The sequence below is a fragment of the Mesorhizobium sp. IMUNJ 23033 genome, assembly GCF_044778005.1.
GTDB classification, from domain to species: domain Bacteria; phylum Pseudomonadota; class Alphaproteobacteria; order Rhizobiales; family Rhizobiaceae; genus Mesorhizobium; species Mesorhizobium amorphae_A.
Genome location: NZ_JBJACT010000082.1, coordinates 1 through 1,671, shown reverse-complemented (window position 1 = coordinate 1,671; position 1,671 = coordinate 1). Strand labels below are relative to the sequence as shown.

Sequence of the window (1,671 nt, the reverse complement as noted above, 5' to 3'; positions counted from 1 at the left end):
TAGCACCTACGGAAAGAATGATGAGAGGCAACCGAGACATCGGTGCGCGCAGCTTTTCGCTGCAGGCGCGCACCGATCGAGGTGGCCATGGCCAGTCGAAGGATCTCTAGAATGTGAATGTTCACAACCCATTCCGGAGAGACCGACCATGACCAGCCCAAATGTTATACCCGCCGATGCGGTGTTGGTAGCGATCGATATCGCCAAGGTGCGCAATGAAGTCTTGATTGAAGCCCCCGGCCATAAGCGCCGCCGCCGGCTGCCGGTTCTCAACACCCGCGCAGAGCATGACCGGCTGATCGAGATTCTGCAGGCGTATGGCCAACCGGTGGTCTGCGGCTTTGAAGCGACCGGGAACTATCACCGGCCGATAGCATGGCGCCTGGTTGAAGCCGGTTTCGAGGTGCGGCTAGTGTCGTCGCTGGCGCTTGCCCGAACCCGCGAGGCCTTGCACAACAGCTGGGACAAGAACGATCCAAAGGATGCCCAGGTGATCCTACACATGCTCAGGATCCAGGCGACGCAGGTCTACCATGATCCGCTGCGGGCCGGCATCAACGACGTGCAGGAACTGTCGAAGACACATGAAGCGATCGCCAGGGCCAAGACCGAGATCCAGCACCGCATCCTGACACACTACCTGCCGCTGTATTTTCCCGAGATCGATCGCTTCCGGGGAAACAGCCGCAGCGATTGGTTCTTTGCCTTCCTCCATGCCTTTCCGACCCCAGCAAGCATCACGGCGCTGACGAAGGAGGAGTTTGTGGCAGCAGCTTGGGATGTCGTCGGCCGCAAGGTCAGCAAGACACAGATTCTGATGGATATTTTCGAGACGGCGCGCTCATCGATCGGATTGCCGCTGCCACTTGATGCGCCTGCCATTCGCATGTTCCGGATGGTCATTGACGAAGTACGCAGCCTGATCCGGCAACGCAATGAGATCGAAGCACAGGCCGACGATCTGCTGCGGCACAGCCAGGATTATCAGCTCCTGCGACAAATCCCGGGCATCGGACCGATCAACGCATTGACCGTCATTGCCGAAGCCGGCGATCTTCGCCGTTTCGGTCATCATCGCCAGTTTCTAAAGTTCTGCGGGCTGGACCTCTCGACACAGAAGTCCGGCCAATATCGAGGCCAGACCCGCCTTTCCAAATTCGGCAATGCTCGTTTGCGCCGCACCCTGTGGATCGCCGGGCAAGTTGCCATCCGACAGCGTGAGAACGGATTCCGGCACAAGTTCGAACGCTACATCGCGAGAGATCGCGACAATCCAGATCTGCGCCGCAAGGCGATGACCGCAATTACCGCCAAGATGGCGCGCGTCGTACACGCCGTCGTTAAGAGCGGTTCCGTCTACCGGCCCTTCGTTGAAGGGCGGGTGCCAGGTGGAAGAACCTCTGTCAGCTAGGGCCGTAAGGGCATCGCTTTCGATGACCCTGTAGATAATGCTTGGGTCTTCCACCTGGATCAGAAGCTCGTGTTGAGGACGGTGAGGGCCGCCATCGTGCGTACCCTGTGTTTGCTATGGACGAGACCTTTTCCTTTGCCGGTGGAAGCCGCCTGGTTCGACTATGGAACTTGACGAGCGTCATGCGGCGAGAGCATGCTGACGAACAGAGAGACTTTGACTGTCTCCTCCATTTCCTTCCGCTCTTAGGACGTTGTCGG

1 pseudogene is annotated in these 1,671 nt (G+C 58.6%); it reads left to right on the top strand.

The features are described 5' to 3' along the window. Positions 1-148: 148 nt before the first annotated feature. A pseudogene (locus ACFX5Q_RS34740) lies at positions 149-1,445 on the top strand (IS110 family transposase). The last annotated feature ends 226 nt before the right edge of the window (positions 1,446-1,671 follow it).